The 14,261-nt window shown below is 64.8% G+C and carries 13 protein-coding genes and 1 tRNA gene; 5 read left to right on the forward strand and 9 right to left on the reverse strand.

From position 1 onward, the window contains the following. Positions 1–111 precede the first annotated feature (111 nt). The 7 genes from HU760_RS15770 to HU760_RS15800 form a co-directional block, all read right to left on the reverse strand. A complete protein-coding gene (locus tag HU760_RS15770; RefSeq protein ID WP_186675789.1) occupies positions 112–1,077 on the reverse strand; it encodes a Csu type fimbrial protein in 966 nt (321 codons plus the stop codon). Next, complete coding sequence (locus tag HU760_RS15775; RefSeq protein WP_437179845.1) at positions 1,077–3,401, reverse strand: fimbria/pilus outer membrane usher protein; 2,325 nt, start codon at positions 3,399–3,401, stop codon at positions 1,077–1,079. The genes HU760_RS15770 and HU760_RS15775 overlap by 1 nt, the downstream gene beginning before the upstream one ends. 78 nt (positions 3,402–3,479) lie before the next feature. Next, positions 3,480–4,256, reverse strand: a complete 777-nt coding sequence (locus HU760_RS15780) for a fimbrial biogenesis chaperone (RefSeq protein ID WP_186675791.1) — start codon at positions 4,254–4,256, stop codon at positions 3,480–3,482. A gap of 39 nt (positions 4,257–4,295) precedes the next feature. Continuing rightward, positions 4,296–4,799 carry a Csu type fimbrial protein gene (locus HU760_RS15785; protein ID WP_186675792.1) on the reverse strand — a complete coding sequence of 168 codons (504 nt, stop codon included), beginning with the start codon at positions 4,797–4,799 and terminating at the stop codon, positions 4,296–4,298. A 3-nt stretch (positions 4,800–4,802) separates the two neighbouring features. Then, positions 4,803–5,333 (reverse strand): Csu type fimbrial protein, encoded by a 531-nt coding sequence (locus HU760_RS15790; RefSeq protein ID WP_186675794.1) that lies wholly within the window; start codon positions 5,331–5,333, stop codon positions 4,803–4,805. A gap of 19 nt (positions 5,334–5,352) precedes the next feature. Next, positions 5,353–5,889 carry a Csu type fimbrial protein gene (locus tag HU760_RS15795; RefSeq protein ID WP_186675796.1) on the reverse strand — a complete coding sequence of 179 codons (537 nt, stop codon included), beginning with the start codon at positions 5,887–5,889 and terminating at the stop codon, positions 5,353–5,355. A gap of 30 nt (positions 5,890–5,919) precedes the next feature. Then, a complete protein-coding gene (locus tag HU760_RS15800; RefSeq protein WP_186675798.1) occupies positions 5,920–6,447 on the reverse strand; it encodes a Csu type fimbrial protein in 528 nt (175 codons plus the stop codon). Between the two features lie 264 nt (positions 6,448–6,711). Here HU760_RS15800 and HU760_RS15805 point away from each other — a divergent pair, with 264 nt between their 5' ends. Genes HU760_RS15805 through HU760_RS15815 form a run of 3 tightly spaced genes read left to right on the forward strand, consistent with a single transcriptional unit; the run spans position 6,712 to position 11,842 of the window. Next, positions 6,712–8,961, forward strand: a complete 2,250-nt coding sequence (locus HU760_RS15805; protein ID WP_186675808.1) for an ATP-binding protein — start codon at positions 6,712–6,714, stop codon at positions 8,959–8,961. A gap of 15 nt (positions 8,962–8,976) precedes the next feature. Then, complete coding sequence (locus tag HU760_RS15810) at positions 8,977–9,438, forward strand: response regulator (RefSeq protein WP_186675810.1); 462 nt, start codon at positions 8,977–8,979, stop codon at positions 9,436–9,438. Between the two features lie 13 nt (positions 9,439–9,451). Continuing rightward, positions 9,452–11,842, forward strand: a complete 2,391-nt coding sequence (locus HU760_RS15815) for a response regulator (protein ID WP_186675811.1) — start codon at positions 9,452–9,454, stop codon at positions 11,840–11,842. 122 nt (positions 11,843–11,964) lie between these two features. Here the strand turns inward: HU760_RS15815 and HU760_RS15820 are convergent. Then, a tRNA-Gln gene (locus tag HU760_RS15820) sits at positions 11,965–12,039 on the reverse strand. 261 nt (positions 12,040–12,300) lie between these two features. Here HU760_RS15820 and HU760_RS15825 point away from each other — a divergent pair. Next, the gene (locus tag HU760_RS15825; RefSeq protein WP_170029248.1) at positions 12,301–12,543 is read left to right on the forward strand and encodes a hypothetical protein; all 243 of its coding nucleotides are present in this window, start codon (positions 12,301–12,303) and stop codon (positions 12,541–12,543) included. Between the two features lies 1 nt (position 12,544). Here the strand turns inward: HU760_RS15825 and HU760_RS15830 are convergent, their stop codons facing one another. Continuing rightward, positions 12,545–12,970: a DUF1810 domain-containing protein gene (locus tag HU760_RS15830; RefSeq protein ID WP_186675812.1), complete on the reverse strand. Its 426-nt coding sequence runs from the start codon at positions 12,968–12,970 to the stop codon at positions 12,545–12,547. 158 nt (positions 12,971–13,128) lie between these two features. Here HU760_RS15830 and zapE point away from each other — a divergent pair, with 158 nt between their 5' ends. Further along, on the forward strand, positions 13,129–14,211 hold the full coding sequence (gene zapE, locus HU760_RS15835) for a cell division protein ZapE (RefSeq protein ID WP_186675815.1): 1,083 nt from the start codon (positions 13,129–13,131) through the stop codon (positions 14,209–14,211). Positions 14,212–14,261 lie beyond the last annotated feature (50 nt).

Raw genomic sequence — 14,261 nt, forward strand, 5'->3', positions numbered from 1 at the left:
GTTGACTCCATACCTGGGGGCTTCAGCCGCGAACACCGGCAAAGCCGGTGCCATCCACGGCACCTGCTTCGCGGGCACGCCGCTCCCACTGCGACATGTGCTCGGGTTCGTTCAGAACTGCACATCCAGGATCACACTGTCGGCATAACTCCCAGCCGGCGGTGTGGCCTGGTCGGTATAGACCCTGGCGTTGTAGTTGAACACCTGGCTACCGGTACCAGTCCCCACTCCGGGGTTCACATCGGCATCGCTACTGGCCCGCCGCGCAGCCCCCACCGAGCCCCAGCGCTGCACCCCGGCGCTCTTGAAAATGTCGTAGGCCAGGTAGTCGTTTACCGGCGACTTCATGCGCCGACGCCCGCTGGCCACGTTCTGGCCATCGTCCAGGCCCACGGTATAGGTACTGCCCTTGGTGCACGACACACTCAGGTTCTGGTTTACCGTAGCGAACCCCGCCACCACCGGCGCACTGGCGAAGCTGATGTCGGGCGTGGTGATCTGGCAGTCATTGGTCACTGTCAGGCTCACTGTCAGGGTCTTGCTACCGCTGCCGGTGTCCCGGCCTATGCAAAATCCGCCGGCCCCGATCCCGGTGCAGTAATCCCACGTCCACTCGACGTTGAGGGTTTCCTGATAGGCGCCTGCGGCAACGTTGCTGCCTACTTGCGTGCGCATGTACAGGGGCACGTTCTTGGGGGTACCGTTGAGCAGGCCCAGTACATCCAGAATGCCGGTGGTGCGGTATTCGAAGGAGGTACCACGGGTGATCGGATAGGTGGTTGTGGCATCGGCATACAGCGTGTAAGGGATGACATCCCCGGTCGGCCCAACCAGGCCGCTGGTGGTGGCGGTGATCTTGATCTTGAACGAGTCGGTGCTGCTGAGCACGCTGAGCACCGAACCGCTGCATTGCAGGCCTGAATTGCTACTGGAAGCCATCTGTACCGTGCTGCGCACCTGCGTCGAGTTGAGCGAGCCAAACGCCGCCGGCGCAGTCACCACGGAGGTGCACTGGGCCCAGGCGGTACCCGCTGCCAGCAACGAGGCGCCTGCCAGCAAGCCACGCCAGCAGCCCATCACTTGCACTCCAGCGGGCCGACCAAGGGGATCGAACCTTGCGCTGCAGGCAGGTCGAACGCCACCTGGCAATGCCCGCCGCCCGCCAGTTCCACCTGCAGGCTATTGTGCGGTGCCAGGTTTTCCAGGTACACCAGGCCGTCCCAACCGACAACCGCCTGGCTGCCACTCTCGGCATGCGTGACGCGGCTGCCCAGCGCAAGCGCCTGCCGGTTACCGTCCACCAGTTCGATACTGGCCGCCAGCACACGCCGTAGGGGAAACTCCAGGAGATAGCCGCTACCACGGCGCACTGCCACGCGCTGCTCCACTTCCGTCGCCAGGATGTCCGGCGGCAAATCCATCGGGTCGATCTCGTACTTGCCGCGGTAGTAGCCGCTGCTGTACGGCACCAGCAAGTGGCCGCCGGCATCGGTGCGGCCGACTTCCTGGTTTTCATAGCGCACCGGCACATCGGCGTAGCCCTGGGTGCTGACCACCACGAAGGCATCGTCGATGCGGTTGGCAGCAAACAAACCCGCATCCATCCACACCAGCGAGCCACTGGCATCGGCCCAGCGGGTCATCTCGCCGCTGCTGCCATACACCCCCGCCTGCAACTGCACCGATTGCAGGCGCCAGGTGACATCGGCCTGGCGGTAGGCGTCGCGCTCACTACCGGCGGCATACCCCAGGTTGTAACCAACACCGCCGCCCACTGGCACCGCACGGCTGTAGTTCACGCGTTGCAGGCGCTCGCCCGATTGGCTGCGCTCCGACGCCACGGCCAGGGTGCCGTGCAAGTCGAACGGGATGACCAGTTGCGCCTGCAGTGCCCACTGGCTGTTGCCCACTTCCCGGTTGGCCGAAAGATACAGGCTGCTGCCGCCCCACAACGGCCGACTGTAACTGAGGTTGAGCAGCCGGGTACGCGTGCCATCGCCAGCCCGCACGTCGAAGTAGCCGGCGCCGATGTTGCCGTATTGGTTCAGGTTGAGGTTGAACGTGACCTGTTCGCTGCGCTGGCTCAGCTGCATGTCCTGGCTGTCGACACGGGTCAGGTCGGCATAGGCGCCGTGACGCTGCAGGTGCTGGTAGCTGATGCCGATACGCTGGCTGTTGTACTGGTAGCCGAGGGCGACCTGGTGGCCGTTGTCGCCGTCGAACTGGCTCTGCGCCAAGGCCGCGTTGAGCACGCCGATGTTGCCCAGCCGCAGGTTGCCGCCCAGGCCGCCCAGCATCAGCGATGCAGCGGTTTCGGCATGCGTCTCGATGGTGAAGGCGTCAGTCACCCCATAGCGCAGGCTGGCCGAAGCCACCCCGGGGCCATAGGCAAAGTCACGCACGCCGTAGTCACGGCGCAGGCTACCGGCTGCAACCGAGTAATCCGCCAGGCCTTGCTGCAGCAGGCTGCTGGTGACGTAGAACGGCAGCGTGGTCGACACCTGTCGGCCAAGCGCATCAGTGGTGACCACTACCGCTTCCCCGGCGCCATTGATGAACGGCACGTTGGTCAAGGTGTAGGGGCCCGGCTGCAACTCGGTGGAGCTGGACTTGTAACCATTGATGAACAGGTCCAGCGAGGTCGGCACCGCTGCCTCTCCGGCGAACGCCGGCAATGGGTAGGTGATCAGGTCAGGGCGTGCAGCAAAATCGCGAGACAACTGCAGGCCCCCGACCCGCACCGAGCTGCTCCAGGGCAAGGCGCCGGTCACCAAGTCACCGGCTTCGTAGGTCAGCAGGCGCTGCTCGTCGGTGAAGCGCCAGGTGGAGTCGTAACGCAGAAAGCCTTGGCGCGTGCCGTCGGCCTGCGCAGCGTTAAATGACTGGCGCCACTGCCCGGTGCTGGAGAAAGTGCCCCAACTGTCGAACAGGCGCAGTTCATTCCAGGCTGCCAGGTAGCTTCCGGCATCATCGGTATCGTTAAGGTACAGGTCATAGTTGAACAGGGCGCCGAAGCTGCTGCGCGCAGTGGTCGCCGGGTACAGGTTGCGCTCGCCCACCTGCTGGTCGGGCAGCCAGGCAGGCGGCACCTGCAGCAACAGCCGCTGGTTCTGGCTGTCGTAGTCGGCGTGCAGCCCCGCGATGGCCTCCAGGGCCAGTTCGCCCTGGGGGTTGCCCGGCAGCGAGACACCGGCCGCCCGCACCACCTCACTGTCGAGGTACAACCGCCCGGCGCGCTGCTGGACCACTACCAAATCAGCCTTCGGCATCTGGTTTACCAGCAGCTCGAGGTATAGCGTGGCGTCGGTTACGGCGGAGAGCTCCAAGGGCGGTGGCGGCAGGTCGTCGGCCCGCACCAGGGCAGAGCCGAGCATGGCCAGCCCCACGCACCAGCGGGGCATCGTCGTCAGCCACCTCACACACGGTTTCCAGCCATTGCCGGGTCCCCCCTGGCCCATGAACGGCATTCAGGCGCTGGCTCATTGGCCTTGGCGGATGGTGTCCGCGCTGCTCTGGCCGTTGACCCGCCCTTTCAACACACTGCCCGCACCCGCGGCCAACGGTGCCGGCCAGCGCATGCTGGCCCCTGGCAGCACATAGCCCAACAGGCCTTCTGCCAGTGGCTTGCTCTGGCTGCCCTGCTGCACCACCACATCGGTCAGGCGTGCATGCACCGGGCCGGTATTGCGCAGCTCCACATAAGGCTTGCCCTGCACGGTCATCGCCCGCCAGCTGAGCTGCGGCTTGCCCAGGCCCTCGGCGTTGCGTTTGCCCTCAGGGTCGGGCCTGCCCCACAGGCCTTCGCCGTAGACGAACAGGGGTACCGAGTAACGCATCTGCAGGCGAATCGCCGCGGTGGTGCCAGGCTCGGCCTTGTCGACCGGGATAGCCGGCGGGATTTCGTCGATGATGATGCGGTAGGCCTGCTCCTGCCCGACTGGGGAGGGGGCAATACGGGTCAGGCGGATCAGTTGCCTCTGCCCGGGGCCAATGCTGGCTACCGGCGGGCTGCCGATGATCTCGCGCTGGGCCTGGAACTGCTCCTGGTAGTCCCCCTGGCGCCAGGCGAACACTCGCACCTGCAGGTTGGCCGCTGTCGTGCCACGGTTTTCCAGCCACAATGCGCCGGCCTTCTGGTCCGCTTCCAGTACCGGATCGATCGGCCAGATCAGCACCGAAGTCGCCGCCCCGGCCGGCAGGCTCGCCAGCCCCATCACTGCGATCAGACCACGCCTCCATTTCGCGCCTGCCCCCATGATGCTCTCCTTGAATACTGGTCGTTGGTGCCACTGTGTTCACCAGCTCACCGTGACTTGCACCACATCGGTGTAGGTCCCGGCCGGCAATGTGCCGGTCAGCTGGACCCGCCCGTACACCGGCAGCTTGATCGCCGTCGGGTCGGTGTAACTCACGGCCACGCTCTGGCCGATCCCCAGGTTCTGGCTGTAGGCCGCATCCCGATACAGCTGGTAGGCCAGCACCTGCGTGCCATCCGTACGCTTGAGGTTGCGTGTGCCGCCGGCACTGTTCTGCCCGCCGTCCACGCTCATGTTCAGGGTCACCCCCGGGGTGCACTGGAAGGTCACCGTGGAACCGCCCAGCGAGGTGCCGAGCAGCCCGGTGGCCAGCGCCGATTGCGAGCCATAGTCAAGCGTTCCGTAGCTGCTCACGCCTCCCACCACCAGGCACCCGGCGACGATCTGTGCCGTCACCGCGAAGCTGCTGGTGGTCGCCGCATCCAGCGGCGCGCCCAGCAGCATGCCAAGGCAGGTCAGCCCGCCCGCCAGCCACCTGCGCATGGTTCAGAACGACAGCTCGACCGAGACCGTGTCGGTGTACACCCCCGCCGGCAAGCCGGCCTTGCCACGCGCCTGGCCGTACAGATTGACGGTCTGGGCCACGCCCGAGCTGGTCGGCAAAGTGATGGTGCCGTCGATGGCCAGCAGCTGCGAGTGCCCGGCGTCGGTGTAGAAGTCATACGGCACGAAATTGCCGGCGCCATCGGCCAGCGCACGCGTGCCCCCGGTCGACTGGCCGTCGTTGACCCCTGCGCGCACGCGGATCACCGGTATCGTACCGGCCGAGCACAGCACGCTCATTGCCCCTCCGCCACCGCCCATTACCTGGGCACCGGCTGTCGTGAACAGGGCATCCTGGGTACCGAAATCCAAGGTACCGAAGTTCATCCCCGAGGTGCCTGAACTGCCATTGACCTGGCAAGCAGCGGTCAGGGTCAGCGTCGAGTTGATGTTCCCGGTCGTGGCGGCATGGGCCTGAAAGGCCAGCACCAGGCCAAGGCCGGCGAGGATGCAGCGTGAAAGGTTCGATCGCATCGGAGTCTCCTAAGCGTTGTTACCAGTCCAGGGTCACTCTCAGGGTGTCACGGTACAACCCGGCCGGCAGCGCGCGCGGTTGCGCCACTACCACACCGTAAATGGGGACCGGCACCTGGCGGGTGCCGCTGATGGTGAAGGCACGCGCCTGGCCAATGCCGTAGTGGCTGTTGCCGCCCGGGTCGATCGCCAGTTGATAGGGGATCAGTTCGCGGCCATTGCTCAACCGCCGTATGCCATCGCTGCCATTCAGGCCGCCGTTGATGCGCACGTTGAAGGCCCGCACCTCCGGGGTGCAACTGATCTGCAGGCTGCCCTCGCCGCTCAGGTCATCGACCTGGCTGCGCAGCGGCTGCTCCCAGCCTGGGCCCCGCTCGCCGAAATCCAGCACCCCCGGGTTGCCCACCAGGGTCGCCTGCGTGCCGTTGCTGCTGACCTGGCAGGCCGCGCTGATCACCAGGCGCGCCTGGATGAAGCCGGTGCTGGTGCCATGCGCGGCACTGCTGGCCACCAGCAACGGGCCCAGGGCAAGCAGCAGGATCGGGGTTCGGCTCATGGCGTCGAGTTCCTGTGCATGGCGGCCTCCCTACCAGGTGACAGTGACTTTGAGCAGGTCGGCATACCTGCCGGCATGCGGTACCCAGGCCAGCTTGTCGATGCGTGCGTACAACGGCAGCGCGACCGAGCCGCTGTCCGGCACCCACGCCGTATGCACCACATTCACCGCTAACGGTTCGCGCCAGGCAGCGTCTCGGTACAGGCGGTAAGGGATAGGCCGAGCCTGCCCATCGTCGCTGGCGAGAAAACGCAGCTCGCCGATACCGCCATGCTGGCCACCGTCGACGCGGACCTGATATGGAGTTTGCGGATTGCACTCCAGGCGTGGCGGGCGCTGGCTCAGCAGCGCACCGCTGAGCGGCGCGCCGGGGCCGTCGAGGCGTGCGGCTGCGCCCAGGTCGACAAGCCCCAGCGCCTGGGCACCGGCATCCCGCGGCTGGCCGACCAGCATGCAGCCGCGCTGCACCAGCACGCGTACCTCCACCAGCAAGTCTGTCGCCGTGGCACTGCTGCTCAGCATCAGGCCCAACAGCGCGGGCAGGTAGCGCTCCGTCACCTTGATTATCCTTGTCGATGTGTGCAGACCTGAGCGTAGCAGCGAGTTGACATCACAGTGGTGGCATACAGCCATTTTTTTGTGTTAGCAACAAAGCGATATACCCACGATGAAAACAGCCGGCGTGACGCAGAACCCAGCGGCTGTTCCGGCCTCCAATGGGCAAGGCCGGCACATGTGTCGATAATCTGTTAGGGTGAACCACTCTCATCCTGCACCAGGCAAACGGTACGCATGGACAGACATGACAGGAGCGTTTCATCGATGACTGCAGACAGCACGCTCACCCAGGCGCTTGAACGCTGTGCCCAGGAGCCCATCCAGCTACCTGGCAGCATCCAGCCTCAAGGGTTTCTGCTGGTGCTGGACGAAGCCGATCTGCGCGTGCTTCAAGCCAGTGAAAATGTCGAGCAGTGGCTGGGCATACCCGCCAGGGAAATGATCGGTTGCCGCTTCGCCGAGCTGGTCAGTGGTGAATTCGACCTGCGCCTGCACTTGGCCCGCCTGCCCGAGGACGAGGTGTTTCCGTTCCATATCGGTGACGTGCAACTGCGCCAGGGTGCACCGTACAGCGACAAACTGCACCTGCTGGCGCATCGTCATGACCAGGTGCTGATTGCCGAATTCGAGCCCCCGCGGCTGCCGGCGGACCTCGTCGGGCAAGGTGATTACTACCCGCTGGTGCGCAGCTTCGTCGGCCGCCTGCACCAGGCGACCAGCCTTGAGGAACTGCTGCAGCAAACCGTGTTGCAGCTCAAGCGCATCACTGGCTTTGGCCGGGTCAAGGCCTACCGTTTCGACGCCGAAGGCAACGGCCAGGTACTGGCCGAAGTCGCCGACCCGGGCTACCCCAGCTATCTGGGGCTGTGCTTCCCGGCTGCCGATATCCCGCGCCAGGCGCGCGAGCTGTACCGGGTCAACCGTATCCGCGTAATCGAGGACGCCAACTACCAGCCCTCGCCGCTGCTGCCTGCTGCCAACCCGCGCACCGGCAAGCCACTGGACCTGAGCTTTGCCGCGCTGCGCAGCGTATCGCCGGTACACCTGCAATACATGCGCAACATGGGCACCCTGGCCTCGATGTCGCTGTCTATCGTGGTCGATGGGCAATTGTGGGGGCTGATCTCCTGCCACCACCAGCAACCACGCCCGGTCGACCTGCGCACCCGCACCGCCTGCGAGCTGCTGGCCAGCGTGCTGTCGTTGCAGATCGAATCGCGCGAGTCCCACGCCAATACGCGCCAGCTGTTGGAGCTGCGCCAGCACATCGTACGCATGATTTCGTCGATGGCCGACCATGACAGCGTCAGTGACGGCCTGCACGATTTGCCCGACGTGTTGTTGGCATTCGCGGGTGCCCAGGGGGCTGCGGTAATCTCGGCCGAACGTTGCGACCTGATCGGCAAGACCCCGCCCGCCGCACAAGTGACCGCACTGGTGCACTGGCTGACGCAACGGAGCGCAGAGACGGTCTTCCACAGCGACAACCTGCAGCGCGACATCGACGAACTGCCCGAGCTCGCGGCTCATGCCGGTGGCGTGCTGGCAGTGGCCATTTCACAGATTCACTCGCATTACCTGCTGTGGTTCCGCCCCGAGCAGGTGCGCACAGTGAACTGGGCCGGACAACCGAGCAAGCAGGTCGGGCCACAGGGCAACCTCGACCCACGCCACAGTTTCGAGCGCTGGCAGGAACAGCTGCGTGGCTACTGCGAACCCTGGCACCCGCTGCTCCTCGAAGGCGTGCTGGAGCTGCGCACCGCCGTGCTCGGCATCGTCCTGCGCAAGGCCGAGGAACTGGCGCAACTGGCCAGCGAACTGCGCCGCTCGAACAAGGAGCTCGAAGCTTTCTCCTACAGCGTGTCGCACGACCTGCGGGCGCCCCTGCGGCATATTGCCGGCTACACCGAACTGCTCGGCGAAATCGAAGAGCAGAGCCTGAGCGAGCGTGGCAAGCGCTTCCTGCAACACATCGGGGAGGCCGCACACTTTGCCGGCAGCCTGGTCGACAACCTGCTGAATTTCTCGCAAATGGGCCGCTCCGCCCTGCGCCTGTCGGACGTCGACCTCAACGCGTTGGTCGAAGCCGTTCGCAGCGAGCTGGCGCCCGACTACGAAGGCCGCGATATCGTCTGGGACGTTGCCCCGCTGCCCAAGGTGATCGGTGACCCGGCCTTCATCAACCTGGCCCTGCACAACCTGCTGGCCAACGCCATCAAGTACACGCGCGGCCGCACCCCGGCACGCATCGGCATCAGCGCCGTGCAACACCCGGACGAAACCGAGATCTGCATTCGCGACAACGGCGTGGGCTTCGACATGGCCTACGCCAACAAGCTGTTCGGCGTGTTCCAGCGCCTGCACCGCATGGAAGATTTCGAAGGTACCGGAATCGGCCTGGCGAGCGTGCGGCGCATTATCGAACGTCACGACGGCCGGGTCTGGGCGCATGGCAAGATCGACCAGGGCGCCACCTTCCACTTCACCCTCCCGCGCCATCCCGCGACCACCTGAGGCACCGCTACCATCATGCTCAAACCCATCTTGCTGGTCGAAGACAATCCACGCGACCTGGAGCTGACGCTCCTGGCGCTGGAGCGCAGCCAGTTGGCCAACGAAGTCATCGTGCTGCGTGACGGTGCCGAGGCGCTGGACTATCTGCTGCGCCGCAATGCCTACGCCGAACGTGACGATGGCAACCCCGCCGTGCTGCTGCTGGACCTGAAACTGCCGAAGGTCGACGGCCTGGAAGTGCTCAAGGAAGTGCGTGCCACCCCCGAACTGCGCAGCATCCCGACGGTGATGCTGACCTCCTCGCGCGAAGAGCCCGACTTGTTGCGCGCCTACGAGCTGGGGGTGAACGCCTACGTGGTCAAGCCGGTGGAATTCAAGGAGTTCGTCGCCGCCATTTCCGACCTCGGGATATTCTGGGCAGTCCTCAACGAACCCCCCCCCGGCTCGCTGCGCCTGCCCCGGCGCGGCAGCAACTGAGGCCGCCGCGACGATGCAGCCGATGCCGCTGAAACTGCTGATGGTCGAGGACAGCTCGATGGATGCCGAGCTGACCCTGATGCGCCTGGAGCGCAGCGGGCTGCATGTGCAGGCGCAACTGGTATTCGACCATGTTGGCGTGGAGCACGCCCTGCGCGAGGCCCGCTACGACCTGATCCTGTGCGACTGCGTGTTGCCAGGCTCGTCCGGCACTGAAGTGCTGGCGATTGCCCAGCGCCTGGCACCGGACATCCCGTTCATCTTCCTGTCCGGTATCTATGGCGAAGAGCATGCGGTGGAAATGATCCGCCTGGGTGCCACCGATTATGTGCTGAAGAAGAACCTGCCACTGCTGCCCAAGGCGGTGCGCCGGGCCCTGACCGAGGTGCAGGAGCGCCAGCGCCGGCGTCGCGCCGAAGAAGCCCTGGCCGACGTCGAGGCACGTGCGCGCTTTGCCATCGACGCAGCCGGCATGGGCACCTGGGACATGCGCCCGCAAGAAGGCCTGCTGCTGTGGGATGTTCGCTGCAAGACCCTGTTCGGCCTGCCCACCAGCACCGAAATGACCCTGGACGTGTTCTATGCCGGCATCTATCCCGACGACCTGCCGCTGGTGCGCGAAGCGGTAGACCGCGCCATGCGTCCGCAAAGCGGTGGCCAGTACCGGGTGGAATTTCGCATCGCCCAGCCCGATGGCCGGGAGCCGCGCTGGTTGCTCAGCAGCGGCCAGAGCCAGTTCGTCAACGACCAGTGCGTGCGCTTTTCCGGCGTACTGCAGGACATCCATACCCAGCGCCTGGCCACCCAGGCGCTGCGTCAGCTCAACGAGATGCTCGGTGAACGGGTCGAGCGTCGCACCCGCGAACGCGACCGCGCCTGGGAGCTGTCGCAGGACCTGCTGGCGGTGCTCAACAAGGACCTGACCCCGGTTGCATTGAACCCCGCCTGGGAGGCCAGCCTGGGCTTTTCCCGCGAGCGCCTGAGCCAGTCGTCGCTGCTGCACCTGCTGCCCGAACCCGACCAGGAACTGCTGCTCACCGAACTGGCCGCCCTCGCCCATGGCCGTACCAGTGTCCGCTTCGTCGGCCGCGTGCTGCATGCTGGCGGCCAGCAGCGCTGGCTGTCGTGGGTGGTGGTGCCGGAAGACACCCTGCTGTATGTGGTGGCACGCGACATCACCAGTGAACGCGAGGCAGCCATGGGCCTGGCCGAAGCCAACGCGCGCCTGCGCGAGCAGATCGACGAACGCGAGCGCATCGAAGCTGCGCTGCAACAGATGCAACGCCTGGAAGCGGTCGGCCAGCTGACCGCTGGCGTGGCCCACGACTTCAACAACCTGCTGACGGTGATTCTCACCGGTGCCAGCTTCCTCGAACGCGACCTGGCCAAGGGCGATGTGGACAAGGCCCGCTCCCGCCTCACGCACATCCGCGAAGCCGGCGAACGCGGTGCCAAACTGACCTCGCAACTGCTGGCATTCTCCCGCCGCCAGCGCCTGGAGCCAGTACCGCTGAACCTCAACAGTACCTTGGCCGGCCTGGAGGAGTTGTTGCGCCGCACACTGGGTGGCAATATCTCGGTACGCCTGGACCTGGAGCCCACCCTGTGGCAGGCCCTGACCGACCCGACCCAGACCGAGATGATCATCCTCAACCTGGCGATCAATGCCCGCGACGCCATGCCTGACGGTGGCCAACTGACCCTGTCGACCCGTAACACCCGTGTTGAAGCCCGCCCGCAACGCCCCGAAGACCCGGACCCGGGCGAGTATGTGATGCTGAGCATCCGCGACACCGGCTGCGGCATGAACGAAGAGGTGCTGGCCAAGGTGTTCGAGCCGTTCTTCACCACCAAGGACATCGGCAAGGGCTCGGGCCTGGGCCTGGCCCAGGTGTTCGGCTTCGCAAAGCAGTCTGGGGGTGGCGTGCACATCGACACCATGCCGGGGCGTGGCACGCAAGTGGCGGTGTACCTGCCGGCGGTCAAGGATGAAGCGGTGAGTGAACCGCTGCCGCCGCGGCTCAGCCACTCGATCAGCGCAAGCGGCGGTAATCGGACGATACTGCTGGTGGATGACGACCACCTGGTGCGCGACATGCTCGGCGATGTGCTACGCCAATATGGCTACCAAGTGCGTCAGGCGCACAGCGGCGAACAGGCCTTGGCCTTGCTGGATGAGCAGATCGACTTGCTGCTGAGCGATTTCGCCATGCCCGAGTTCAACGGTGCGCAACTGGCCTTGGCGGCACGCGAACGGTATCCGCGCCTGCCGGTGGTGTTGCTTACCGGTTATGCAGAATTGCAGGGGCTGGAGTTGCCGGACAGCCTGGTGGTTCAGAAGCCGGTACAGGCCGAGGAACTGGCCCGGGTGCTGAATGAGATGCTGGGGACCAAGAGCGTGTAGGAGCAGCCCATCGCGACACAAAGCCGCGCCTACAAGGACATGCAGAAGGCAGAAGGCAGAAACGACAAAGCCCAGCGCTTACCAATCAAGCACCGGACCGAAATATGTTTGAAGCAAGAAAATGGCAGGGGCGGCTGGATTCGAACCAACGCATGGCAGGATCAAAACCTGCTGCCTTACCGCTTGGCGACGCCCCTGTATCGGATGCAGCGTTTGCTGCCCTGACAATTCCAACTGAGTGACAACTGGGTTGTTGTCTTGGAATGCGCGGCACTTTAACAACAAACTTTCGGTCTGTGAACCCCCTGATGAAAAAAAATTGCCAGAAAACAGCGAGTTAGTCATTTTCGCCTTTCCTGCGGCGACCATCCGTCGCTTTCCCCCCGCCTCGCTTCAACACAATCGTATTCCTCCCTTCCAATCAGATGAGGCAACTGCATTGACCATGGAGGACTCCCATGCCTGTTTCTCACGATCTTTACCAGGACCTGCACTACCCGCGCGAAATCGTCCAGCAACGCCGCCAGCAGGACAAGGCGCTGGACCGGCTGCTCGACGAGTACATGGACATCGACAACCAGGTGCTCGCCGCCGAGTCGATCTCGGCCGGCAATTTCGAAGACGAAGACTTGCGCCACCTGAAAGAGCGCCGGCTGGCGGTGAAATACATGATCGAGCGCCAACTGGAGCGCAAGCCCTGAACTAACCCGCCAAGGCGGCCACCGTCAGGGGGTCTGGCTCGCCGTCATAGAACTGCACCAGCGCCCGTTGAAACACTGGGTTGTCGGGCGCGGCCTGGGCGAACAGGGTCAGGCACGAGCGCAGCTTGAGGTGGTCGGGGCTGCCGAGCATTTCACGGGCGCTCTTGTCGCGGTGCTGCAGCAGCGCGGTCACGCAAGCTTGCAGCCGCGGCCCCAGCAGGGGATGAGCAAGGTAAGCCCGGGCTTCGTCGATCCCGGCCAACGCATAACGCTCGGCCATGGCACTGCGGCCCAGGCCATCGAGCTGCGGGAACACGTACCACATCCAGTGGCTGCGCTTGCGCCCGGCCTGCAGCTCCTGCATCACCTGGCCGTACACTCGGTTCTGCGCCTCGACGAAGCGCTCCAGATCAGAGCCGCTTTGCATACTCGCCCCTCCTCGTGTTGTTCACGACCTTCACTGTACGCCTGCAGGTCCGACCTATCTCGCCAGGCGATGATTGCCGCGCACTTTCTGTATTGGTCAAATTGGCCGCCCTCGGGCAAGCTGCATCCTGCCCTGCCATCGCCCAAGGAGCTTTGCTTTTGCCTGCCTGGATCCCTACTCCGCTACGCCAGTTCGGCCAACGCCTGCGTGGCACCGCCCAGCAGAGCGAACTGCTCGGCTGGTTCGAAGAGAAGGCACGCAGCCGCGGTTATCAGCTCAGCGACGGCCAGCGCCGGGTAATCCAGTGCATGGCCAGGCAACTGGCACAACTCGAACAAGGCCAGCCGCGCAGCCTGTACTTGTACGGCCCAGTGGGGCGCGGCAAGAGCTGGCTGCTCGATGGTTTCTTCCAGGCCGTGCCGGTAGCGGCCAAGCAGCGCCTGCATTTCCATGACTTCTTTGCCCGCCTGCACCAGGGCATGCACCGCCACCGCGCGCTGGACAATGCGCTGGACGCCACCCTCGACGAACTGCTGGGCGGCTGCCGGGTGCTGTGCTTCGACGAGTTCCACGTGCACGACATTGGCGATGCCATGTTGCTCACCCGCTTGTTCAACGCCCTGTTCAGCCGCGGTGTGTTGTTGCTGTTGACGTCCAATTATGCGCCCGAAGGTTTGCTGCCCAACCCGTTGTACCATGAGCGCTTCCTGCCGGTGATCCGCCTGATCAACAGCTCGATGGAAGTGCTCGAGGTCAGTGGCGACACCGATTTCCGCAGCCTGCCGGCCAACCGCGAACATCAGCGTTTTACCCGGGGCTGCTATGCCTGGCCAGGCACGGCGGCACAACGCCAGGCGCTCAGGGTTCCGCAACGACAACCGCTGATGCTGGAGGTGAACAAACGCCCCTTGCGCGCCCTGGCCAGCGATGGCCGGCGGGTGCTGTTTGCCTTTGCAGACCTGTGCGAGAACGCCACTGCGGTTATCGACTACCTGGTGCTGGCCGAGCGATACGATGAATGGATCATCGACGGGCTGGACGATCTGTCGGAATGCTCGCTGGCGGCGCAGCAGCGTTTGGTCAACCTGGTGGATGTGCTCTATGACCAGGACCGGCAAATGATAGTGATCGGTAAACGGCCGCTGGAAGAGAGCCTGAACGGGCCGCTTGCCGACCTGATGCGTACGCGTAGCCGGCTGGGGCAGTTGCATCAGGCAGGCCCCCAGGACATGATTGCCTGACGGGCCTTTTCGCGGGTAACCCGTGAAAAGGCCTGCAAGAAGATCATCCC

Source organism: Pseudomonas oryzicola, assembly GCF_014269185.2.
Classification (GTDB): Bacteria; Pseudomonadota; Gammaproteobacteria; order Pseudomonadales; family Pseudomonadaceae; genus Aquipseudomonas; species Aquipseudomonas oryzicola.